Source organism: Mesorhizobium muleiense, assembly GCF_900099905.1.
Lineage (GTDB): Bacteria > Pseudomonadota > Alphaproteobacteria > Rhizobiales > Rhizobiaceae > Mesorhizobium > Mesorhizobium muleiense.
The window spans coordinates 97462-118388 of record NZ_FNEE01000003.1; the positions used below are offsets into that span (position 1 = coordinate 97462).

General features: G+C 63.4%; 23 protein-coding genes. 14 read left to right on the forward strand and 9 right to left on the reverse strand.

The features are described from left to right. Window positions 1-29 precede the first annotated feature (29 nt). Together BLT09_RS07955 and BLT09_RS07960 are read left to right on the forward strand one after the other, a co-directional pair. A complete protein-coding gene (locus BLT09_RS07955) occupies window positions 30-383 on the forward strand; it encodes a YciI family protein (RefSeq protein WP_027155901.1) in 354 nt (117 codons plus the stop codon). Then, entirely contained in the window at window positions 383-1633 is a 1251-nt protein-coding gene (locus BLT09_RS07960; protein WP_091591985.1) for an RNA polymerase sigma factor, read from the forward strand. Before BLT09_RS07955 ends, BLT09_RS07960 begins: the two co-directional genes overlap by 1 nt. Window positions 1634-1899: 266 nt before the next feature. Here the strand turns inward: BLT09_RS07960 and cysK are convergent, their stop codons facing one another. The 3 genes from cysK to hrcA form a co-directional block, all read right to left on the reverse strand. Next, entirely contained in the window at window positions 1900-2880 is a 981-nt protein-coding gene (gene cysK, locus BLT09_RS07965) for a cysteine synthase A (RefSeq protein WP_091591986.1), read from the reverse strand. 322 nt (window positions 2881-3202) lie between these two features. Further along, window positions 3203-3400 (reverse strand): hypothetical protein, encoded by a 198-nt coding sequence (locus BLT09_RS07970; protein ID WP_023803672.1) that lies wholly within the window; start codon window positions 3398-3400, stop codon window positions 3203-3205. Window positions 3401-3482: 82 nt separating this feature from the next. Next, complete coding sequence (gene hrcA, locus BLT09_RS07975) at window positions 3483-4598, reverse strand: heat-inducible transcriptional repressor HrcA (RefSeq protein WP_027155899.1); 1116 nt, start codon at window positions 4596-4598, stop codon at window positions 3483-3485. A 135-nt stretch (window positions 4599-4733) separates the two neighbouring features. Between hrcA and rph the strand changes: the two genes are divergently transcribed. The 5 genes from rph (at window position 4734) to BLT09_RS08005 (ending at window position 9432) form a co-directional block, all read left to right on the forward strand. After that, complete coding sequence (gene rph, locus BLT09_RS07980) at window positions 4734-5450, forward strand: ribonuclease PH (protein WP_091591988.1); 717 nt, start codon at window positions 4734-4736, stop codon at window positions 5448-5450. Between the two features lie 199 nt (window positions 5451-5649). Continuing rightward, window positions 5650-6060, forward strand: coding sequence for a VOC family protein (locus BLT09_RS07990; RefSeq protein WP_091591990.1), 411 nt, complete (start codon window positions 5650-5652; stop codon window positions 6058-6060). Next, the gene (rdgB, locus tag BLT09_RS07995; RefSeq protein WP_091591992.1) at window positions 6060-6722 is read left to right on the forward strand and encodes an RdgB/HAM1 family non-canonical purine NTP pyrophosphatase; all 663 of its coding nucleotides are present in this window, start codon (window positions 6060-6062) and stop codon (window positions 6720-6722) included. Before BLT09_RS07990 ends, rdgB begins: the two co-directional genes overlap by 1 nt. Continuing rightward, window positions 6719-7882 (forward strand): radical SAM family heme chaperone HemW, encoded by a 1164-nt coding sequence (gene hemW, locus BLT09_RS08000; protein ID WP_091591993.1) that lies wholly within the window; start codon window positions 6719-6721, stop codon window positions 7880-7882. The genes rdgB and hemW overlap by 4 nt, the downstream gene beginning before the upstream one ends. Before the next feature lie 146 nt (window positions 7883-8028). Then, window positions 8029-9432, forward strand: a complete 1404-nt coding sequence (locus BLT09_RS08005) for a caspase family protein (protein ID WP_091591995.1) — start codon at window positions 8029-8031, stop codon at window positions 9430-9432. Window positions 9433-9529: 97 nt separating this feature from the next. On the opposite strand, the gene BLT09_RS08010 is transcribed toward BLT09_RS08005, so the two are convergent. The 4 genes from BLT09_RS08010 to BLT09_RS33580 all read right to left on the reverse strand — a co-directional run bounded on the left by BLT09_RS08010 (window position 9530) and on the right by BLT09_RS33580 (window position 12662). After that, window positions 9530-11299 carry a caspase family protein gene (locus tag BLT09_RS08010; protein WP_091591997.1) on the reverse strand — a complete coding sequence of 590 codons (1770 nt, stop codon included), beginning with the start codon at window positions 11297-11299 and terminating at the stop codon, window positions 9530-9532. Window positions 11300-11325: 26 nt separating this feature from the next. Continuing rightward, window positions 11326-11556 carry a nucleotidyl cyclase domain-containing protein gene (locus BLT09_RS08015; protein ID WP_167366371.1) on the reverse strand — a complete coding sequence of 77 codons (231 nt, stop codon included), beginning with the start codon at window positions 11554-11556 and terminating at the stop codon, window positions 11326-11328. After that, window positions 11549-12124: an FHA domain-containing protein gene (locus BLT09_RS08020; RefSeq protein WP_091592001.1), complete on the reverse strand. Its 576-nt coding sequence runs from the start codon at window positions 12122-12124 to the stop codon at window positions 11549-11551. Before BLT09_RS08020 ends, BLT09_RS08015 begins: the two co-directional genes overlap by 8 nt. A gap of 340 nt (window positions 12125-12464) precedes the next feature. Beyond that, on the reverse strand, window positions 12465-12662 hold the full coding sequence (locus BLT09_RS33580; protein WP_139172565.1) for a hypothetical protein: 198 nt from the start codon (window positions 12660-12662) through the stop codon (window positions 12465-12467). Window positions 12663-12828: 166 nt separating this feature from the next. Between BLT09_RS33580 and rsmI the strand changes: the two genes are divergently transcribed. From rsmI to BLT09_RS08045, 3 genes are all read left to right on the forward strand, one after another. Continuing rightward, entirely contained in the window at window positions 12829-13758 is a 930-nt protein-coding gene (gene rsmI / locus BLT09_RS08035) for a 16S rRNA (cytidine(1402)-2'-O)-methyltransferase (protein ID WP_091592005.1), read from the forward strand. Next, window positions 13751-14128, forward strand: coding sequence for a YraN family protein (locus BLT09_RS08040; protein WP_091592007.1), 378 nt, complete (start codon window positions 13751-13753; stop codon window positions 14126-14128). The genes rsmI and BLT09_RS08040 overlap by 8 nt, the downstream gene beginning before the upstream one ends. A 272-nt stretch (window positions 14129-14400) precedes the next feature. Next, window positions 14401-16434 carry a winged helix-turn-helix domain-containing protein gene (locus BLT09_RS08045; protein WP_091592009.1) on the forward strand — a complete coding sequence of 678 codons (2034 nt, stop codon included), beginning with the start codon at window positions 14401-14403 and terminating at the stop codon, window positions 16432-16434. Between the two features lie 16 nt (window positions 16435-16450). Here the strand turns inward: BLT09_RS08045 and BLT09_RS08050 are convergent, their stop codons facing one another. Continuing rightward, window positions 16451-16777, reverse strand: coding sequence for a hypothetical protein (locus BLT09_RS08050; protein WP_091592011.1), 327 nt, complete (start codon window positions 16775-16777; stop codon window positions 16451-16453). A gap of 281 nt (window positions 16778-17058) precedes the next feature. Continuing rightward, the gene (locus BLT09_RS08055; RefSeq protein ID WP_023803684.1) at window positions 17059-17865 is read right to left on the reverse strand and encodes an undecaprenyl-diphosphate phosphatase; all 807 of its coding nucleotides are present in this window, start codon (window positions 17863-17865) and stop codon (window positions 17059-17061) included. Window positions 17866-18063: 198 nt separating this feature from the next. Between BLT09_RS08055 and BLT09_RS08060 the strand changes: the two genes are divergently transcribed. The 4 genes from BLT09_RS08060 to BLT09_RS35470 are packed head-to-tail and all read left to right on the forward strand — an operon-like array spanning window position 18064 to window position 20924. Further along, complete coding sequence (locus BLT09_RS08060) at window positions 18064-18756, forward strand: glutathione S-transferase family protein (RefSeq protein WP_091592013.1); 693 nt, start codon at window positions 18064-18066, stop codon at window positions 18754-18756. After that, a complete protein-coding gene (gene queG / locus BLT09_RS08065; protein ID WP_091592015.1) occupies window positions 18737-19897 on the forward strand; it encodes a tRNA epoxyqueuosine(34) reductase QueG in 1161 nt (386 codons plus the stop codon). The genes BLT09_RS08060 and queG overlap by 20 nt, the downstream gene beginning before the upstream one ends. Continuing rightward, on the forward strand, window positions 19894-20796 hold the full coding sequence (locus BLT09_RS08070; protein ID WP_091592017.1) for an SDR family oxidoreductase: 903 nt from the start codon (window positions 19894-19896) through the stop codon (window positions 20794-20796). Before queG ends, BLT09_RS08070 begins: the two co-directional genes overlap by 4 nt. Continuing rightward, window positions 20793-20924 carry a hypothetical protein gene (locus BLT09_RS35470; RefSeq protein WP_268931311.1) on the forward strand — a complete coding sequence of 44 codons (132 nt, stop codon included), beginning with the start codon at window positions 20793-20795 and terminating at the stop codon, window positions 20922-20924. Before BLT09_RS08070 ends, BLT09_RS35470 begins: the two co-directional genes overlap by 4 nt. The last annotated feature ends 3 nt before the right edge of the window (window positions 20925-20927 follow it).

Genomic DNA, 20927 nt, shown 5'->3' on the forward strand with positions numbered 1-20927 from the left:
CGATGCGGCCTTCGAAAATGGAGAAGACCATGCGATACATGCTTTTGATCTACGTGAACGAAGCCGCGATGGCGGCCGCGCCGACGGAGAAGACCTACGAGATCAGCGCAGCCTATGGCGCCTATACCGAGGCGTTGAAGAAGTCCGGCTCCTGGTTGGCCGGTGACCGGCTGAAGCCGACCCAAGCCGCGACCTCGGTGCGGATGGCCAACGGCAAGACCAATGTGCTCGACGGTCCCTATGCCGATACCAAGGAGCAGCTCGCCGGTTTCTACATGATCGAGGCGGAGGACGCCGACGCGGCTATTGCCTGGGCGGCGCGATGTCCAGCTGCCAGCACCGGCACAGTCGAGGTGCGGCCGATCTGGGAACAAACCATGTGATGACGAATGACCTTGAGGTCGCCCGAGCGGCGGCGGAAGCGGCCGCCCGGCAAAGCTACGGCAAGCTCATCGCCTTCCTCGCCGCCCGCACGCGCGACGTGGCCGGCGCCGAGGACGCGCTGGCCGACGCCTTTGCGGTGGCGCTGGAGCGCTGGCCGCAAACCGGCGTGCCACAGAAGCCGGAAGCCTGGCTGCTGGCGGTGGCGTGCAGACGCCGCGTCGACGCGATCCGGCGGCGGCTGACCAGCGAGGCGAGCCGCGACCATCTCAGGCTGATCGCCGAGGAGATGGAGGCCCGCATGGTCGATGAAGACCTGCCCGATGAGCGGCTGCGGCTGATGTTTGCCTGTGCCCATCCGGCGATCGAGGCTGGCGTGCGCGCGCCGCTGATCCTGCAGGCCATTCTGGGCTTGGACGCAGCGACGATCGCCTCGGCCTTCCTGGTGTCGCCGGCAACGATGGGCCAGCGCCTGGTGCGCGCCAAAAGCCGCATCCGCGAGACCGGCATTCCGTTCCGCGTGCCGGAGCGGGCGGAGCTTGGCGAGCGGCTGGATGCGGCGCTGGAAGCGATCTACGCTGCGTTCGCCGAAGGCTGGTCCGACCCGGCCGGCACCGAAACCCGGCGCCGCAATCTCGCGACCGAAGGCATCTGGCTCGGCCGGCTGGTGGCGTCGCTGATGCCGGACGAGCCGGAAGCGCTCGGTCTGCTGGCCCTGATGCTGTTTGCCGAAGCGCGGCGTGCGGCGCGGCGCAACTCCGCCGGGGACTATGTGCCACTGGCTGAGCAGGAGCTTGCGTTGTGGGACGGCGCCTTGATCGACGAAGCTGAGACACTACTCAGGCGCGCCGCAACCAAGGGCGTCGTCGGCCGCTACCAGCTCGAGGCGGCCGTGCAATCCGCCCATACGACCAGGCGGCTGACCGGGCGGACCGACTGGATCGCGATCAGACATCTCTACGACGCGCTGTCGGTGATTGCCGCCTCGCCGGTGGTCTCGATCAACCGCGCGGTGGCCATTGCCGAGGCCGACGGCGCCGCGGCGGGATTGAGTGCACTTGATGAGCTTGGTGGAGACAAGCGGCTGCATGATTATCAGCCTTATTGGGCCGCCCGCGCGGGCCTTCTGGCCAGACTCGGCAAAACTCGGGAGGCTACTGAGGCCTATGACCGGGCGATCGGCCTCGAACGCGACCCGGCCGTGCGCCGGTTCCTGCAGGCACGACGGGCTGGGCTCGCAGCCGAAGAATGAGGTCCGGGAAAGGCCGGGGTCAGACATGATCCGATGTTTGGGATCTAAGGCCGAGCGCTGGCGCCGCCCCTCATTGCCTTGGTCGCGGTGTCGGCACTTTTTTCTGCAACGCTGGCGATTGGCGAACCCGTCAATGAGAGCGCCCCCTCGCCCCGTTTACGGGGAAAGGACGCCGACAGGCAGGTGAGGGGCGGCGCCGGCTTCGACAATTAGCGGGCGCTACGGAAGCGCAGGAAATCTCAACCGCAGGCCGGCACAAATATGCCCTAAGCCCCCAGCCCTTCGAACAGGATCGTCGACAGATAGCGTTCGGCGAAGGACGGAATAACGACCACCAGGTTCTTGCCCTCGTTCTCCGGCCGCGAGCCGACGACGATCGCCGCCTGCAGGGCAGCGCCCGACGAGATGCCGACCGGCACGCCTTCGAGGCGGGCGACGAGCCGCGCATTGGCGACCGAATCCTCGTTGGAGACCTTGACGATCTCGTCATAGATGGTCGTGTCGAGGATCTTCGGCGCGAAGCCGGCGCCGATGCCCTGGATCTTGTGCGGGCCGGGCTGGCCGCCCGACAGCACCGGCGAGGCTTCCGGCTCGACGGCGACGACATGCACGGAGGGCTTGCGCTGCTTCAGCACCTGGCCGACGCCGGTGATGGTGCCGCCGGTGCCGATGCCGGCGACGAAGATGTCGACTTCGCCACGAGTGTCGTTCCAGATTTCCTCGGCTGTGGTGCGGCGGTGAATTTCCGGATTGGCGGGATTTTCGAACTGCTGCGGAATGATGGCGTCGGGCAGTGTAGCGGCCAACTCGTCGGCCTTGGCGATGGCGCCTTTCATGCCTTTCGGCCCTTCGGTCAGCACCAGTTCGGCGCCGAGCAGCGCCAGCATCTTGCGACGTTCGACCGACATGGTTTCCGGCATGGTCAGGATCAGCTTGTAGCCCTTGGCGGCGGCGGCGAAGGCGAGCGCAATGCCGGTGTTGCCCGAGGTTGGCTCGATCAGCGTGGTCCTGCCGGGCGCGATCCTGCCCGATGCCTCCAGCGCCTCGATCATCGAGACGCCGATGCGATCCTTGACCGAGCCGATCGGGTTGAAGAATTCGAGCTTGGCCAGCAGATTGGCGACGACGCCCTTTTCCCCGGCGAACTTGTCGAGCCGCACCAGCGGCGTGTCGCCGATCGTCTCGGTGATCGAATTGTAGATGCGGCCGCGGCCGGGCACAGGCACGGTGGTGGCGGGCTTGTTCATTGGTTTCGCTCCCAAGAGGTCAGATCGGCAAGGGTCAGGCAATTAAGTGAGTCAGGCAACTAAGTGAGTCAGGCAACTAAGTCTCGACCAGGCAGGATAAAGCCTTCGGCCACGCAAGCTAGTCTGCCGTTTGAAAATATCCGACGGGTCGCATGCTGAATACATCCTCGCCCGCAGGTGACGCGCCAGATGCAACCGCCGCCGTCCTCCGGGCACCGCAACACATGCAGGTCGGCCCCAGATCGCGTCGCCGGAGACGACGAAACCGGTCATGAGATCCTCATGTTCGCCGGTCGGCTAGCCGTCCTTGCACCTTTCGGGCTCAGTTCCCGGCAGCGTAGAAATCGTCGTCGAGGCGCTTTTCCAGCGCGACGAGATCGGCCGGCAGCGGCAGGCCCATGGCGCGCATCTCCCCCAGCTTTTCGCGCAACTGCTCCTGCACTTCATGCTGATCCTCGGGCTGGTTGATCATCTGCTCGAGCAACAGGCTGATCTGAGCCTTGAATGATTCCAGCGCCATTTTTTTCTCCTTGAGGTTCCCTAAAGCGTGTCGCGTTGGAAGGGATCCCTGCGACACGCTTCGGTTTTTTGGGCGACATGCATTATCGCAGCATGCGGGAAATAAGCTGCGCGGTATAGTCGACCATCGGCACGATGCGTGCATAGTTCAGCCGGGTCGGGCCGATGACGCCGAGCGCGCCGATGACGCGGGCGTCCTTGTCGCGATAGGGCGCCACGACCAGCGACGACCCCGACAGCGAAAACAGCTTGTTCTCCGAGCCGATGAAGATGCGCACGCCGGAGCCTTCCTCCGCGAGGTCGAGAAGCTGGATCAGCCCGTCCTGCGTCTCCAGATCCTCGAACAAATGCCGCAGCAGCTCGATGTCGGCCTGGGCGGTGACATTTTCCAGCAGATTGGCGCGACCGCGCACGATGAGACGCGCCGGCAAGCCGCTCTCGGCGCCTGCCCAGACCGCAAGGCCCTTCTCGACCAAATCCTGCGACAGCGTGTCGAGGGCGGCCCTGGTTTCTTCCTTGATGCGGGCGATCTCGACCCGCGCCTCGGCCAGCGTGCGACCGCGGATATGGGCGTTGAGGAAATTCGAGGCTTCGTGCAGTTGCGAGACGGTGATGCCGGCGGGCAGGTCGACGACGCGGTTTTCGACGTCGCCGTTCTGCGACACCAGCACGGCCAGCGCCTTGTTCGGCTCGAGCTGGATGAATTCGATATGCTTGAGCGCCACCTCGTTCTTGGCGGCAAGCACGAGGCCGGCGCCGCGCGACATGCCGGACAGCATCTGGCTCGCCTCGGTGAGCATGTGCTCCAGCGTCGCACCAGAGCCGGAGGCGCGTACCTGCGCCTCGATGGTGCGGCGCTCCTCGTCGGAGAGATCACCAAGCTCCATGAAGGCATCGACGAAGAAGCGCAGGCCGGCCTGGGTCGGCAATCGGCCGGCTGAGATATGCGGCGCGTAGATCAGGCCGAGATGCTCGAGATCGCTCATCACATTGCGGATGGTGGCCGGCGACAGCGAAGACGGCAGGATGCGCGACAGGCTGCGCGAGCCGACCGGCTCGCCGTCCTTCAGATAGGAATCGACAATGCGCCGAAAGATGTCGCGCGAGCGCATGTCGAGCGATTGAAGGGCGGGCGATTGAAGCGCGGGGGATTGGAGCGCTGCCGCCGACTGGGAACCGGGATCGACTGCCTTGGTCATTCGAGCCAAATACCTCCGGCCCAAGGATATAGACATCGGCCGCGCCCGCGCAACTGGTCTATTTTCCTTTGCGCCTCTCGTCGCGTGCGGCTACAAGCCGGCCACGACTCCTAAAACGACAAGAAAGAAGCCTGAATGCGCCCTTCCAAACGCCAATTCGACGAAATGCGCGCCATCTCCTTTGAGCGCGGCGTCTCCAAGCACGCGGAAGGCTCGTGCCTGGTGAAGTTCGGCGACACCCATGTGCTTTGCACCGCCAGCCTCGAAGAAAAGGTGCCGGGCTGGATGCGCAATTCCGGCAAGGGCTGGGTGACGGCGGAATACGGCATGCTGCCGCGCTCGACCGGCGAGCGCATGCGCCGCGAGGCTTCGGCTGGCAAGCAAGGCGGCCGCACGCTGGAAATCCAGAGGCTGATCGGCCGTTCGCTGCGCGCAGTGGTCGATCTGCAGGCGCTGGGTGAGCAGCAGATCACCGTCGACTGCGACGTGATCCAGGCCGATGGCGGCACGCGCACCGCCTCGATCACCGGCGGCTGGGTGGCGCTTTACGACTGCCTGCGCTGGATGGAAGCCCGGCAGATGGCCAGCGTCGCCAAGGTGCTGAAGGACCATGTCGCGGCTATCTCCTGCGGCATCCACGACGGCCAGCCGGTCATCGACCTCGACTATCTCGAGGATTCATCGGCCGGCACCGACGCCAATTTCGTCATGACCGGCAAAGGCGGCATTGTCGAGATACAAGGCACGGCCGAGGGCGAGCCTTTCTCGGAAGAGCAATTTGCGGCGCTGATGGAATTGGCCAAGAAAGGTATTGCGCGACTGATTAGCCTGCAGCAGATGGCCGTGGCGTAGTCCTGAGAATGCCGAGCTTGTCCGCCCCCCTCTGGCCTGCCGGCCATCTCCCCCCCAAGGGGGGAGATCGGGTATCCAATCGGCTTTCGCCAACTGTCGGCGGCGTGGGATGTGCGGAAGCGCTGAAGCTGCCAATCTCCCCCCTGGAGGGGGAGATGCCAAGTTTTGGCAAAGAGGGCAGGCCAGAGGGGGGTGCCTCGTGACACCCTCTGCCATCCTCGAATCAGCGCTGTACGTCACCGACCTCGATGCTGCGGAAAAATTCTACACCGATGTGCTCGGGCTCGATCTGCTGGGCAAGGTCGAAGGCAGGCACCTGTTCTTCCGTTGCGGGGACGGCGTGCTGCTCATCTTCAACGCCGAGGCGACCAAGGTGCCGCCGGCGCCCGATGCCAGGCTGAAAGTGCCGCCGCACGGCACGGTCGGCGACGGCCATCTCTGCTTTGCGGCGAGCGCGGACGAGATCGTGCGCTGGAGAGCGCATCTTGCGCGGAAGAAAATCGCCATCGAGAGCGAGTTCGAATGGCCGCAGGGTGGCCGCTCGATCTATATTCGCGACCCCTCCGGCAATTCGATCGAATTCGCCGAACCAAGAATCTGGGGCATCTGATGCATTCGCTTGATGGACATGAGATCGTTGTCGCCAGCCACAATGCCGGCAAATTGCGCGAATTCGCCGATCTGATGGCCCCGTTCGGCATAGAAGCGAAGTCGGCCAAGGAATATGGCCTGCCGGAGCCGGACGAGACTGGCACCACCTTCGAGGAGAACGCCTATATCAAGGCCTTTGCCGCCGCCAAGGCGACAGGCCTGCCGGCATTGTCGGACGATTCCGGCCTGTGTGTCGATGCGCTGGGCGGGGCGCCCGGCGTCTACACCGCCAACTGGGCCGAGGCGCCGGACGGGGCCCGCGACTTCGGCATGGCGATGCAGCGAGCCGAAGTGGCGTTGCAGGAAATCGGCGCGGTTGATCCAGCGGAGCGCAAGGGCCGCTTCGTCGCCGTCATCTGCCTGGCCTTTCCCGACGGCGCGGCCGAATATTTCCGTGGCGAAGTCGAGGGCACGCTGGTATGGCCGCCGCGCGGCGAACTCGGCTTCGGCTACGACCCGGTGTTCGTGCCGGACGGTTTCCAAAAGACTTTTGGCGAGATGACCGCAGAGGAGAAACATGGCTGGAAGCCCGGCCAGCCGACGGCATTGTCGCATCGCGCTCGCGCCTTCCAGAAATTCGCGCAGGCCAGACTGGATTTGGCGCGATCGGCGGTGAAATGACCATGCTGCTCGACCGCAGCCCCGGTTTCGGCGTCTACGTGCACTGGCCGTTCTGCGCGGCCAAGTGCCCCTATTGCGACTTCAACAGCCATGTCCGCCACCAGCCGGTCGACCAGGAGCGTTTTGCGCGCGCCTTCGAGATCGAGCTTGCGACGATGCGCAACCGCACCGGACCGCGCGAGGTGACCAGCATTTTTCTCGGCGGCGGCACGCCATCGCTGATGAAACCGCAAACCGTCGCGACGGTGCTGGACGCGGTGGCGAAGAACTGGACGGTGCCTGCCGGCATCGAGGTGACGCTGGAAGCCAACCCGTCTTCGGTCGAGGCCGAGCGCTTTCGCGGCTATCGGGAGGCAGGCGTCAACCGGGTGTCGCTCGGCGTGCAGGCGCTGAACGACAAGGATCTGCGCTTTCTCGGCCGGCTGCACAATGTCGATGAAGCGCTGCATGCGATTGGGCTGGCGCGTGAGATTTTCCCGCGGCTGTCGTTCGATCTGATCTACGCACGGCCCGGCCAGACAGCGGAAGCGTGGCAGGCGGAGCTCGAGCAGGCGATCGGCCATGCCGCCGACCATTTGTCGCTCTACCAGTTGACCATCGAGGAAGGCACGCCGTTCCACGCGCTGCATGCGGCCAGGAAATTCGCTATTCCCGACAATGACCATGCCGCCGATCTCTATGCGCTGACGCAGGAGATCACCGCCGCGCATGGGCTGCCGGCCTATGAGATTTCGAACCACGCCAGACCGGGCGCCGAAAGCCGGCACAATCTCACCTATTGGCGCTATGGCGAATATGTCGGCGTCGGTCCCGGCGCGCATGGCCGCTTCGTCGAGAACGGCCGCCGCGTGGTGACGATCGCGGAACGAATGCCGGAAACCTGGGCCAATCTGGTCGAGGCCAAGGGCCATGGCGTCACCGGCGGCGAGATCCTGACGCGCTCGGAAGAGGCCGACGAGTTCCTGTTGATGGGGCTGAGGCTGGCCGAGGGAATCGACCTCTCGCGCTACGAAGCGTATTCCGGCCGTGGCCTGTCGACGGCGCGGCTGTCGATGCTGCAGGGCGAGGGGCTGGTGGCGCCGATCGGCAATGCCCGCCTGCGCGCCACGCCGGCCGGCATGATCGTGCTGGACGCCGTAGTGGCGGATCTGGCGCGGTAAAGCACAGGCCAGGACTACGAAGGAATATCCCAGCGCCGGGCCAGCCTGCAATCCGCGACCGATATTTACTTGCAAGCGTGGGCCTGACTGGTCAAGCTTCTGTCGGGTGCCGCTAATATGCGGTTGAAGCAGACCACGGGGCTAAAATGCGCCTCTTCAACATCGCGCTTGCTGTCATTGCTCTGATCGGCGGGCTGGAGGTGGCGTGGGCTGAAAAACGTGTTGCGCTGGTGATCGGCAATTCGAGCTATCAACGGGTCGCTAGACTTCCCAATCCGAACAATGACGCTGCTGACATGGCGGCCTTGCTCTCAAAGGTAGGGTTCAAAGTATCTCGCAAGATGGACTTGGACCATACCGCGTTCAGGAAAGCCCTGCAGGAGTTCGGTCGCGAGGCGGAAGGTGCTGATTTCGCAATAATCTTCTTCGCGGGACATGGGGTTGAGGTTGAGAATAGAAATTTTCTCGTTCCTACAGATGTCAGCCTGAACGCTGATTCCGACGTGGAGTTTGAGGCAATCCCGCTGGATCTGGTGATGAACGCGTTGTCCCGTGTCTCCGGCGTGCGGGTGGTTCTACTTGATGCTTGCCGGGACAACCCTTTTATCGCGGCCATGCAACGATCAAACGCAACGCGTTCCATCGGCAGAGGCCTGGCTGCGATTGAACCGGCAGCCGGAACCTTGGTCGGGTACGCTGCGAAGGAAGGTACAACCGCTTTCGATGGAGCGGGCCGGAACAGTCCCTACACTGCAGGGCTGTTGGCGCATTTGGGTGAACCCGGGGTAGACATCCAATTCGTGTTCCGCAAGGTTCGCGACACTGTTCTGGCCGCGACAGGCGGCAAGCAGGAACCATTCACGTATGGATCGCTGCCTGGCAGGGAAATTTTCATTGCCCCTCCTCGTGGCGCAACGGCAGTCTCGCCAGCCAACAACAGCCGAGATGCGAGCCTGACGGAAATCGAGTTGTGGACCTCAATCCGCGGCTTCAAAAGCAGCGGAGCGTTAAAGGATTATCTTCAACGGTACCCCGACGGGCTGTTTGTGGCTCTCGCCAGACTCCAGATTCAACAGTTGGAGAATGCAGATCATCAATCGGACGCCGGCCAGGAAGATGCCCCGAACGAGCTGGCGAAGCGGATACAGCGCGAGCTTGGCCGCGTTGGGTGTAATCCGGGAAACCCAGACGGCATCTGGGGTGGAAGGACCCGGGAGGCGTTGCGCCGTTTCGCTCGCCACTCCGGCGCTGAGATCGACATGGCGAAACCGACAACAATTGCTTTGAAGATATTGGAAGGAAGCACAGCGCGCGTGTGTCCGGTGGTTGCCCGGCCGAATTCGATACAAGAACCCGGCCATGCAAATGGCCCGAATACCCGGCCACGACCGACAACGGAACAGAAGCGTGCCGCCGCTGCTCCGAGCGCGAGCAGGCCAGCTCGCGTTTGCAGGGCAGAAACCCACGATGATTGCAGGGTCCGAGCGCGGGCCGCCGGGGCTCGCCGGGGCAGCGGCTTCTGCCGCGATCGAATTACAATCTGCGAGTGACGTGCCTCGGCAAAGGCTGCCGATCTGGCGTCGATCACGGCCACAGGCCCGTAAGCGGCAGCAGAGAGCATGCTGGCGCTCCCATCTTCCACTCATCCTATTGAAACTCAATAATGTAGCCGTGCGAGCTGTTTTGCGGACCCATATCGTCCCACGTGCTCGCCTTGAGATCGGCCGTGTCCCGGTTGCCGTCCAAATGAGCATAAAACATCGCAAAATCATCACCCTGCTTGTGCTCGTTGGGGTGGTTGGGAAGCCAATTGTTGTAAGTCATTGCCTCGCCGGTCAACCATCGCCAGCCCCCACGAGGCTCGCGCCCCCCCGGATCCTGCTCAAGGCCGATCCACGGACCCATCTTGTAGGACACTCTTCCGTCGAAGCCAGTTTCGAACATCCGTTCATCAGTCTCGAACAGCCCGTAAATAAAGTCGTTCTCCGCCTTTGACGAGATCGCCGCCAGATGCGCTTCACACCGCTGGGCAGCAGATTTGGCGGTCTGCCAAGACGAGTGGCGATCGTAAACCGCCACATAGAGGCGGCTCCCAAACTCGCCGTAGATGATTTCTTTGCCCCTGAGGCACTGCGCGGCGCGAATAGTGCGCTCATCGGTTTCGAGCCCTTTCAAATCCTCGGGGTCGAAGAGCCGCGCCTCGTCGGCAGATACGACGGAATCCGTGCTCGTGACGCCAACCAGCTCCAGCCTGTTGGCGACGACGCTATTGATGTATCCAGTCTCGGTGAGCCCCAGCGCCTTCTGATATCGAGAGATCGCCCTGCGAGTCTTTTGACCGAGATTGCCGTCCGCCGCACCTATGTCATATCCGAGGTCGGAAAGCGTCAGCTGCATTTCCTTGCGTTGAGACTGCGTCAGCTTCATACGGCGTTCCGCTTCCTGCGGCGACACGAGGCCATCGCCGCCACGTTCGAGCAGACGCAGCGCAGCGCGAGCGCTGTCGGAGAAAGAGCCGGATTGGTGCTTGGCCAAGTAAAGCTGCCAGCCGCGTGCAGTGGCAATGCGCTCGGCCTTTTCGAAATCTATCTGGGCGAGAAAATCGGATGCGGCGACAGCGGTCGCCGGCGCGCTGGCGTTGAAGTAAAATTCAGCGGCAATGTTCGAGACAATCTGCGGCGATTGGAGGTTGTTCGTCTTTATGCGGACATCGCGGATCACACGCTTGAAAGCCGTACCTACCTCTAGCGAAGGGCTGGACATATGTTCAACTAAGGCCGTCGTGAAAGGCGAATTCTCACCGACTCCATCGTAGGCGACCTGGCCAGGCGAAGCGGAGAAGGCGATCATCGTTCCCGAGCCGGTGGAACCCACAGGCGCCAGCCCCTTCAACGCAGCGCCGCGGGTGACGCCTTCGACGCTTGCATTCAGCCGGTCGGCGATCGGATTATTGCGACAGGCATCGACGAAAAGAAGCGACAGCGAGGCTTTCCGCTCCATAGTGCCTATAATGGAATTCAGCGCGATGGCTTCGGCGTCGACATCAAACTCCGACAGCAGCTCGGCATCGAGCCCGAGCAGAAAATTTTCGCCTTTCAGCTGCATCCCGTGGCCAGCGAAGTAGAACAAGGCGGTGTCGGCTGGCCCGATCTTTTTTGAAAAAGTAGAGAGTCCTCTCGCGAAACCGGCCCGGTCGACGTTAATCAGACTGTCTACCTCGAAGCCGTTTTCCTTCAGGAACGCTGTAAAGGCACGGGCGTCGGCGGCGGCGTTCGCCAACGGCGTTGTCGCCGTGTAGGCAGAATTCCCGACTACCAACGCAAGGCGCTTACCTTCAGCAGCGCGTAGCGGCGCTGAAAAGCCCAGCACCATCAGAAGCAAGAAAAATAGAAATGCCCGAAGATTTCTGAGCCCCATGGCTGCCTCTCCTACTGCTGGCGCGCCTATTCTAGGCTGAATACCTCGATCATCTCGGCGCGCCCTTTGACCTCGTGATAGCCGCAGGACTTGAAATATTGTCTGCCTTCAGGCCAGTGCTCGACGAACTGGGCGCTGACCAACATCGGCTTGTCCAGTTTTCGCGTCAATCCCTCAATACGAAACGCCAAATTCACGGCATCGCCCAGCGCGGTGTTGATGCCTTTGCCCATAGCGCCGATAGCAACTTCACCCACATGAAGGCCAATGCGGCAGTCGAGTACGATGTCTTGTTGTTCCCTGACCAGTACTCGCGCTGGCGACGTAGCCGCGTCTTCCGCAGCGCGGAGCGCCTGAGCAGCCTGAACCGCAGCGCCACTCGGCCAGGAGGGCCGCCACCTGTTCCGGGGACAGCCTTGCGCTAATTCCGGTAAACTCCTTCAAATCAGCAACGAACAGGGTGGCCGGCCGGCTCTTGGGGGCTGCCGGGTTGCCCCATTGCGTTTTTGTGTTCGCCACTTGCGAATCTGGATCGGGGGCAGTCGTGCCCTGGTCGAAAACAAAAATCGACCTGCCGAACTGGACGCGATCGCCGGTGTGCAGCACACGCGCGGTTGTGAGCGCCACGTCATTCACATAGCTGCCATTGGCACTGCCGACATCGACAACCCAGTAGTTCGCGCCGTCGCGCCGGATCGTTGCATGCTGGCGCGAAACTTCCCCGTCCTCCAGGCGTATTGTGGCATGTTCGCCACGACCAATCAGGCTGAAATCTCCCAGCCTGTAGGCCTCGTTGTTGCTCAGTGCGGTTAAAGTTGCCGACATGATCCCCTCCCGTACGCTCAGGCGCGCGCACGTAGGTTCAATATTAGCACGTTATGAACAGAGGCTGGCGACATTCCAGACGACGAAGTGTCGTGGACCCAAGTCTGGAGCGTCTGTCTAGGCCAATCGCGAAGGTCGCGGTAGTCAGGCGTCGTGCTTGGGGCGGCGCTTGGCGTGGTCTTTCTCGGCGTCCGCCTCACCGTCGCGAGCCGGCTTGGCCTCGCCCTTGTCGCGGCGTGCACGGTATCGATCGCTTGTCGGATGTGGGGGCGCTCCATTGTGGGAGCTTTTGGTTTCAAGGCGGGTGATGAAAATGTCGAAGCGATTGGGCATCGTCTGGTCAGTGCTCCATCGTGCTGCCGGTGCCGGTCGAGGGCTCGATCTCGAGCTTGGTTGCCTTTGACGGCCGACGCTTTCGCGGCCTTTTAGCCGAGCCGGCGCCGGCTTTGGCAGGCAGGCCCTTGTCCTTTCGCACGGCAAAGCGCTTGCGGCCTGCATAGTAGGGTTCGAAAACGTCTTGTATCTTGAGGCTGTCCATCCTGCTCCTCCCGAGATCAGGCATAAACCCGCCGGGCACGGTTTCGTTCCGCAGTGTGGCAAAGGCATGACAGCCGCGTCACTTCGGCATGGGTTTTGCAACCCGGCGTGAGCCGTGCCAAACAGGGCCGAATGCATTCAAGGTCAGAGCCTGACGGGGGACACCGGTGACCGGCGAGTCGGCAAAACGCAGCTACGTGATCGGCCAGACCGAGATACCGGCCCGGCCGCTCGAGCCGGCGCTCTACCTGGTGGCGACGCCGATCGGCAATCTCGCCGACATCACATTACGCGCGCTTGAAACGCTCGCCGCCGCCGACATCGTCGCCTGCGAGGACACGCGTGTCAGTCGCGTGCTGCTCGACCGCTACGGCATCCGCCGCCGCACCACTGCGTATCATGAGCACAATGCCGGCGAGGCCGGCCCAAAACTGATCGCAGCCTTGCTGGCCGGGCAGAGCGTGGCGCTGATCTCGGACGCCGGCACGCCGCTGATCTCCGATCCGGGCTACCGACTGGTCGGCGAAGCGCTCGACCAGGGCATTCGCGTCGTGACGATCCCCGGCCCGTCGGCGCCGCTCGCGGCGCTGACGGCCTCCGGCCTGCCCTCCGACGCCTTCCTGTTCGCCGGCTTCCTGCCGGTGAAGACCGGCCAGCGGCTGACCCGGCTGGAGGCGCTTAAAACCGTGCCGGCGACGCTGATCTTCTTCGAATCGCCGCGCCGGCTGGCCGAGACGCTCGGTGCCATGGTCGAGGCGCTGGGCGGCGCCCGCAAGGCCGCGATCGGCCGCGAGCTGACCAAGACCTTCGAGGAGATACGGACCGGCACTTTGCAGTCGCTCGCCGATCATTACGCGGCGGCCGACACGCCGAAGGGCGAGATCGTCATCTGCGTTGGCCAGTCGGACGCAACGGCCGGCGAGCCGGCGGACATCGACCGGCTTCTGCTTTCGCTTGCCGCCGAGATGCCGGCCTCCAAGGCGGCGGCGGAAGCCGCCAAGATGACCGGCGGCCAGAAGCAGGCGCTTTACCGGCGGCTGCTCGAACTCAAGGACACCGGCAAAGACGGCGACACCGGGAAAGACAGCGATGGCTGAACGCCCGGTCGCCAGCCGCCAGCGCGCCTATCGGCGCGGCCACCGCAGCGAGTGGCTGGCTGCGGCGGCGTTGATGGTGAAGGGCTATCGGATCCTGGCCCGCCGCCACCGCACGCGGTTCGGCGAGATCGACCTGATCGCGCGGCGCGGCAACCTGGTGCTGATCGTCGAGGTGAAGGCTCGCCGCACGCTGGTGGAAGCGATGGAAGCTGTTCGCTGCGAATCGGAGCGCCGCATCGAAAGCGCCGCCGATCTCTGGCTGTCGCGCCAGTCCGACTATGGCAGATTGTCGGTGCGCTTCGACATGGTCGCGGTGCTGCCGTGGCGCTGGCCGGTGCATGTCGAGAATGTTTTTTACGGGCGGAGCTAGGCTCTGGAAGTCGCCGGTGGGATCCGGATCGCAGCGCACTGACCATTCCACGTAGAACGCTCCATCGCGGCATGATCCAAGTCGATGCACCAGCCGGCTCGGTCGTGAATTTCCGGACGTTTGCGATCGCAGCGCCAAGGTTTCGTCCCGGGAAGCAGCGCCGACTTTCAAACGCTGGTTGACTTTCGGCGACAGGCGCCGATTCTCAAGTCAAAGGCGGCCTGCCGAGCAACATGCCGCCCGAACGATCAGCACGATGATCGAGAGCAGCCTTGAACCTGGTCAATCCACCGAGCCTTGTTCTAAACGGTGTCGAGTTCGATTTCGACGCCGGTCTCCTGCACGGCGAGCATGGTGAAGATGTCCCGCTGAGGCCTCAATCGCTCGCGGTGCTGAAGCATCTGGTCGCCAACGCCAACCGTGTCGTGACCAAGGAGGAACTCCTGGACGCTGTCTGGCCCGGCATCGCGGTGACGGAAAACAGTCTTTCCCAGTGCATCAGCGAAATCAGGAAAGCCATCGGCGACGAGAAGCAGAGCCTGCTCAAGACAGTCGCGCGCCGGGGATATCGCTTTGTCCCCGAAAGCCAAGCGCCCGGCATACCTCACGATCGCTACCCGCAGGTTCACGGCACTGGCTCTCCTGACCAGCACGAGACCAAAAGCCGGCGAAGCCTGATATTTGTAAGCGCTGTACTGGCAATCGTTGCCGCAGTCGCGGCATTCATCTGGAGGCCGACATTTGAAACGGAAGTGCCGACCTCGCTCTCGATCGCGGTTCTGCCGTTCGCAAATCTCAGCGAAGCCGAGGAGCAGGCCTATCTTGCCAACGGTTTCGCGGACGATCTGACGACAGAGCTGGCGCGCGTTCCCGGCCTGTTCGTCGTCTCGCACAATGCCGCGCGTGCATATCGCAACAGCGGTCTGCCGCCGGCGAAGATCGCGAAAGAGCTCGGCGTCCGCTACCTGCTTGAGGGCTCGGTTCGACGTCTCGGCGATGAAGTGCGCATCAATGCGCACTTGGTCGATGCCTCGACGGTTGGCCAGATCTGGGCCGAGCGGTTCGAAGGTTCATTCAGCGATGTGTTCAAGCTCCAGGACCAGGTGACCGGTCAGATTGTCGCCGCGCTGCAGCTAAAGCTCGTCCCGGGAAAAGCAAACCTGGCCGTGTCCGGCGATACTGACGATCCGGAAGCTTACCAGGCTTTTCGGCGCGCTATCGAGGCGCGACGAACGGATACACCATCAGGCACCGTGGACGCATCTCGCTACCTGCGCCAGGCCCTGGCGCTGGATGCCGATTTCGGCGCGGCGGCCGCGGAATTGGCATGGCTCCACTGGGATGCCGACGACGCGAGGAGACAGGCCCTAGGGCTTGGTTGGACCGAGATCGACGACGAGCTCTACGGCAATCTGGCCATCGCTGCCGGAAATCCGTCGCCCGGTTACTATCAGCTGATTTCCGAGCTTCTGGTCCGGGAGCATAGGTCCGACGAGGCGGTGGCTGCCCTGCAAAAGGCGATAGCGCTCGACCCGAGCGATTCCTGGACCTACGAAGGGCTGAGCCAGGCCCTCATCTTCAACGGCAGGCCGGCTGAGGGGCGAACCTTTCTCGAGGCGGCCCTACGCGTCGATCCCGGGTGGACGGAGTGGCGACACTATCAGGCTGGCTTGGCGGCGTTCGGCCAGGGCCGCTACGAGGAGGCGGTCGCGCAGCTTGAGCAGGTCGATGTTCGGTCGCCCAATCCCTGGACGAAGTTCTACGGCCTGCATGTTCTTGTCGCAGCGCTTGCGCATCTCGATCGCCTGCCGGAAGCGGCCTCAGCCCTGGAGCAGCTCCGGAGCGTGCTGTCGGAAAGGCAGGAGGGTCAGCCGAACCTACTGATCGCGCAGCAGTTCTTCGTCTACAAGCGACAGGAAGATATCGTTCGCCTGCTCGATGGCTTGAGGAAGGCAGGGGTGTCTGAGCTTCCTGCCGGAATGGAACCCGAATCCGCTGAACGGATGAATGGCGTCGACATCGGCAATCTCATAATCGGACACGAGCTGACGGGACGCCAGGTTCTGCCCGATGTCTTGGCCTACCGTGCTGTGATTGCGGCAGACGGCAGCGTGACCCGAACAGTTGGTGAGGAGGTCGTGACCGGTCGGATGTGGGTTCAGGGCGACAGCTTGTGCAGCGCCTATCCGCGTAAACTGACGGGCTGTGGCGCCGTGTTCCGCAACCTGAGCGTCACACCCGGAGCCCCGAACGAATACATTCTGCTGCCTCGCTTCAAGCGTTATGAATTCTCGGTGACGAAGTAGCAGCACTTCGCTGCGTTTACAGCGGCCATGAGAGATTGAGGTTCATTTCGCTCTTGCCTTCGGTGACGTACGGACCACAGCGCTTCAATGCATCCGCGAAATCTCTGGCCAAGCTCTTGAACGTCTCGGTCTGCGGCGCGACGTCGACGATCTGGATGGCACTGACGTGCCCCTCGCGGGTGAAGCTGACGTGGACATCTGCACTGAAGCTGATCCCGCGCATCGCCGTCTGCGTAGGCCAACAGCTTGCTGCCCGTTCGAGAATGTGGCGGCTCAGACCATCACCAGCGGACGCGGTGGTCGCGGCGCCGATCACGAGAACTCCCAAGATGCGGTTGATCATCCTTTATCTCCTCAGTTCGACGCCCGAACCGTGCGGGAACGTCGTGGGAGAGAGGACGCGAGGGCTCGTTCGAAGTCATGATATCGGCGTGAAAAAGTTCTGAAGAGTGGTGAACACAGTCGGTTCGGCCATCAGATGCATTCAAGCGGGCGAGAACGACCCCGCGATGACGGCTTGGGTTGGAAGGGCGGGTCTACGCTGGTCGTCCCCCACCATCAGCCGACATTGTTAGGCCAACGAACAAATAGAGCCCTTGGCGACAACAAAATAAGCGTGCCGCCTCACCCCCGGACGAACAGCGCCGCCAGGCCGACGGTGCCGATAACCAGCCGCCACCAGCCGAACAGCGAATAGCCGTGGCGCGAGACGTAGTTGAGCAGGAAGCGCACGACGATAAGCGCCGCGACGAAGGCGGCGATGAAACCGGCGGCGATGATGGGCAGATCGGCGCTGGTCAGCACATTGCGGTTCTTGAACAGGTCGAAGGCGAAGGCGCCGACCATCGTCGGCATGGCGAGAAAGAAGGAGAATTCCGCAGCCGCGCGTTTGTCGACGCCCAGAAGCAGCGCGCCGACGATCGTCGAACCGGAACGCGACGTGCCGGGGATCAGCGAAAGGCACTGGAACAGTCCGATCTGCAGATAGAGCCGGAGCGGAAACCGCTCGACGTCGTGATAGAGCGGCTTCGGCTTGAAGCGATCCACCCACAGCAGGACCAGGCCGCCGATGATCAGCATGACGCAGATCAGCCTCGGCGATTCAAACAGCACCGTCTTGATGAAGCCATGCGCCAGCGCGCCGATGACGGCCGCCGGCAGAAAGGCGACGAGGATGCCGAGAACGAAATGCCGCGTCACCCGATCACGCGGCAGGTCGACCAGCATCTGCCACAGGCGATGGAAATAGACGCTGAGGATCGCCAGTATGGCGCCGAGCTGGATCAGGATCTCGAAGGCCTTGCCGGTCGAATGGAAGCCGAGAAAGTGACCGGCAAGCAGGATATGGCCGGTCGACGAGACCGGAATGAACTCGGTCATGCCCTCGATCATGCCGAGCAGCAGCGCTTCGACAATGGTCTGGCTTTCCATGGAAACCTCGGCGTTCGAGTGAGAGCTTTGAAGAACGGCTTGCTTGTCATGGCGCGGAACTCCTCCTATAGGTCGCAGCACCTGACGGCCCATTGAACCGGGGCGGCCCTTTGAATCGGGGCGGCCCCCTGAATCGGGGCGGCCAAGACTTACCGGCGCAGCCGGCGATTTGCCAGTGCGCTCTATTATCGCGGGACCATGCTGACGCTTTTCCACCACCCGATGTTCGCCACCTGCCGCTTCGTTCGCCTCGCTTTCGGCGAGTATGGCGAGGAACTGGCGCTGATCGAGGAAAAGCCGTGGATGCGGCGCAAGGAGTTCCTGGCGCTGAACCCGGCCGGCACGCTACCGATCCTGCTTGCCGAGGGCGACGTGCCGATCGTCGGCGCCATGGTCATCGGCGAATATCTCGACGAGACGCGCGGCGTGCTCAAGCGCGACAAGCGGCTGTTCGCCGAGGACCCGATGGGGCGCGCCGAAATCCGCCGGCTGACCGACTGGTATCTCAGCAAGGCCGATAGCGAGGTGACGCGGCACCTGGTGCGCGAGCGCGTGCTGAAGCCGATCATGCCGGAAACCGCGGGCGGCGGCTCGCCCGATTCGGCGGCGATCCGCGCCGCGCGCGCCAACATCCGCCAGCACATGAAATACACCAACTGGCTGGCCGGCACCCGCCATTGGCTGGCCGGCAGCAAGGTCACCTATGCCGACCTCGCGGCCGCGGCTGCGCTGTCCGTGCTCGACTATCTCGGCGAGATCGACTGGCGCGAACACGCTGCCGCGCGCGAATGGTATGCACGGGTGAAATCACGGCCATCGTTCCGGCCGCTTTTGTCCGACCGGGTGCGCGGCCTGTCGCCGGTGTCACATTATGCGGACCTCGATTTCTAGAGCGCAAAACTTGCGCGCGCTGATCGACCGCGAGGCGCGGCGCGCCGGTTTCGATGCCGTTGCCGTCACCACGCCCGATGCCATCCCGCAGGCGCCGGCCCGGCTTGCCGCATTCGTCGCCGACGGCTTCCACGGCTCGATGGGTTGGATCGCCGAGACGCTCGAACGCCGCGGCGAGCCGATGGCGCTTTGGCCCGAAGTTCGCTCGATCATCGTGCTGGCCATGAACTACGGGCCGGACCACGACCCGCGCGCGGTGCTAGGCAGGCGCCAGCGCGGCGCGATCTCCGTCTATGCGCAGAACCGCGATTATCACGATGTGATGAAGGGCCGGCTGAAAGAGATCGCCGGCAAGATCGTGGGGCACTCTGGGAGCGACGTAAAAGTGTTCGTCGACACCGCCCCGGTGATGGAAAAGCCGCTGGCAGAAGCCGCCGGCCTCGGCTGGCAAGGCAAGCACACCAATCTGGTCAGCCGCGAGCACGGCTCCTGGCTGTTCCTTGGCACCATCTTCACCACGGCCGAGCTTGCATCCGATACGCCCGAAGACGACCATTGCGGCTCTTGCCGCGCCTGTCTCGACGCCTGCCCGACCGACGCCTTTCCGGCTCCCTACCGGCTCGATGCGCGCCGCTGCATCTCCTACCTCACCATCGAGAACAAGGGGCCGGTCCCGCACGAGTTCCGCGAAAAAATCGGCAACCGCATCTATGGCTGCGACGATTGCCTGGCCGCCTGCCCATGGAACAAGTTTGCCCGGGCAGCGTCCGAGGCAAAGCTCGTCGCCCGCGCGGACTTGCGCGAGCCGCCGCTCGCCGATCTGTTGGCGCTCGACGACGCTTCCTTCCGGTCGTTCTTTAGCGGTTCGCCGGTCAAGCGCATCGGTCGCGACCGCTTTGTCCGCAACGTGCTGATCGCCGCCGGCAATTCCGGCGAACCCTCGCTCGGAAACGCCGTGCGTGCGCTGCTCGGTGACGCCTCGCCGCTGGTGCGCGGCGCAGCGGTTTGGGCGCTGTCACGGCTTGTGCCGACTTCGGAATTCGCCAAATCGGCCAGCGCTGCGGTGAAAGCAGAAGGCGACGAGGCCGTGCGACGCGAATGGCGCCTGGCGCTGGCAAACCAGATCGAGGCGCATGCATGAGCGAGAAGCAGATCCTCATTTTCGGCGCCGGCTATTCGGGCAAGGCATTTGCCCGCGCCAGCAAGGATGCCGGCACGATCCTTGGCACGACACGCGCAGCGGAGAAATTCGAAGCGCTGCGGCAAGCCGGAATCCAGCCGCTGCTTTTCGATGGCGCGCTGACGCCTGAAATCAGCGACGCGCTCGAGAAAACAACCCACCTCGTCGTCTCGGTGGCGCCGGAAGAGGCCGGCGACCCGGTGCTGAATGCGGCGCGCCAGGCAATCGCGAAGATGCCGGCGCTTGAATGGATCGCCTATCTGTCCACCGTCGGCGTCTACGGCGACCATGGCGGCGGCTGGGTCGACGAGACCTTCGAATGCAGGCCGCTGTCAAAGCGCTCGATGCTGCGTGTCGCCGCCGAGCAGGACTGGCTGAAGCTGGGTCGCGACATCGCCCGGCCGGTGGCGATCCTGCGGCTTTCCGGCATCTACGGGCCGGGCCGCAATGCCCTGGTCAATCTGGAAAACGGCACCGCGCGGCGGCTGGTCAAGCCGGGCCAGGTGTTCAACCGCATCCATTGTGACGACATTGCGGGGGCGCTTTGGCATCTGCTCAAGCACACCAGCGGCGGCATCTTCAACGTCACCGACGACCTGCCGGCGCCGCCGCAGGACGTCGTCACCTATGCCGCAGGGCTGATGGGCGTCACACCGCCGCCGGAAATTCCGTTCGAGACTGCCCAACTTTCGCCCATGGCGCGGTCCTTCTATGGCGAGAACAAGCGTGTCGCCAACACGGCGATCAAGGCGGCCGGCTATCGCTTCCGCTTTCCCGACTACCGGTCGGCCTTCGACCATATGTGGGTTTTGGGTAACTGGCGCGACGGCGAGGCGCGCAGCCCGATGAAGCGGTCGTGATCGAAATCGCGCGCCGGGCGTGCTATGATTCGACCCAATTTGCAGAGGGGTTCTGCTTTCATGACGATGTTGAAGCGACCATTGCCCGGCAAATCGCTGCTGCTAAAGCGCGTCGCAACGCGCTTTAGATC

Bases quoted from the DNA above. Each gene is read 5' to 3' on its own strand.
- BLT09_RS07955 (WP_027155901.1), top strand. From the start codon at position 30: ATGCGATACATGCTTTTGATCTACGTGAACGAAGCCGCGATGGCGGCC.
- BLT09_RS07960 (WP_091591985.1), top strand. From the start codon at position 383: ATGACGAATGACCTTGAGGTCGCCCGAGCGGCGGCGGAAGCGGCCGCC.
- cysK (WP_091591986.1), bottom strand. From the start codon at position 2,880: ATGAACAAGCCCGCCACCACCGTGCCTGTGCCCGGCCGCGGCCGCATC.
- BLT09_RS07970 (WP_023803672.1), bottom strand. From the start codon at position 3,400: ATGGCGCTGGAATCATTCAAGGCTCAGATCAGCCTGTTGCTCGAGCAG.
- hrcA (WP_027155899.1), bottom strand. From the start codon at position 4,598: ATGACCAAGGCAGTCGATCCCGGTTCCCAGTCGGCGGCAGCGCTCCAA.
- rph (WP_091591988.1), top strand. From the start codon at position 4,734: ATGCGCCCTTCCAAACGCCAATTCGACGAAATGCGCGCCATCTCCTTT.
- rdgB (WP_091591992.1), top strand. From the start codon at position 6,060: ATGCATTCGCTTGATGGACATGAGATCGTTGTCGCCAGCCACAATGCC.
- hemW (WP_091591993.1), top strand. From the start codon at position 6,719: ATGACCATGCTGCTCGACCGCAGCCCCGGTTTCGGCGTCTACGTGCAC.
- BLT09_RS08005 (WP_091591995.1), top strand. From the start codon at position 8,029: ATGCGCCTCTTCAACATCGCGCTTGCTGTCATTGCTCTGATCGGCGGG.
- BLT09_RS08010 (WP_091591997.1), bottom strand. From the start codon at position 11,299: ATGGGGCTCAGAAATCTTCGGGCATTTCTATTTTTCTTGCTTCTGATG.
- BLT09_RS08020 (WP_091592001.1), bottom strand. From the start codon at position 12,124: ATGTCGGCAACTTTAACCGCACTGAGCAACAACGAGGCCTACAGGCTG.
- BLT09_RS33580 (WP_139172565.1), bottom strand. From the start codon at position 12,662: ATGGACAGCCTCAAGATACAAGACGTTTTCGAACCCTACTATGCAGGC.
- BLT09_RS08040 (WP_091592007.1), top strand. From the start codon at position 13,751: ATGGCTGAACGCCCGGTCGCCAGCCGCCAGCGCGCCTATCGGCGCGGC.
- BLT09_RS08050 (WP_091592011.1), bottom strand. From the start codon at position 16,777: ATGATCAACCGCATCTTGGGAGTTCTCGTGATCGGCGCCGCGACCACC.
- BLT09_RS08055 (WP_023803684.1), bottom strand. From the start codon at position 17,865: ATGGAAAGCCAGACCATTGTCGAAGCGCTGCTGCTCGGCATGATCGAG.
- BLT09_RS08060 (WP_091592013.1), top strand. From the start codon at position 18,064: ATGCTGACGCTTTTCCACCACCCGATGTTCGCCACCTGCCGCTTCGTT.
- queG (WP_091592015.1), top strand. From the start codon at position 18,737: ATGCGGACCTCGATTTCTAGAGCGCAAAACTTGCGCGCGCTGATCGAC.
- BLT09_RS08070 (WP_091592017.1), top strand. From the start codon at position 19,894: ATGAGCGAGAAGCAGATCCTCATTTTCGGCGCCGGCTATTCGGGCAAG.